Source organism: Staphylococcus sp. GDX8P80P, from assembly GCF_017893095.1.
In the GTDB taxonomy this organism is placed as follows: domain Bacteria; phylum Bacillota; class Bacilli; order Staphylococcales; family Staphylococcaceae; genus Staphylococcus; species Staphylococcus borealis.
Window position 1 is genome coordinate 1 of the sequence record NZ_JAESMI010000255.1, and the last position, 212, is coordinate 212.

The window sequence follows — 212 nt, forward strand, 5'->3', positions numbered from 1 at the left end:
AAAAGAGAATATATGAGTATGCAAAAGAAATCGATGTAAAGAGTAAAGCAATCATAGACGAATTAAAAAAGAATAACATAGAAGTATCAAATCACATGCAAGCATTAGAGGAGAATGACATTAAAATTTTAGATAAAGCATTTAAAAAGCAGGATTCTGCTAAAAAAGACCAAACAACTACTCACGCAAATACAAATAAATCATGATCTTCC

The 212-nt window shown here is 28.8% G+C and carries 1 pseudogene; it reads left to right on the forward strand.

Annotated elements, in window-relative coordinates:
- Nucleotides 1-200, forward strand: a pseudogene (locus KA858_RS12675) (translation initiation factor IF-2 N-terminal domain-containing protein); the annotation flags it as partial.
- Nucleotides 201-212 lie beyond the last annotated feature (12 nt).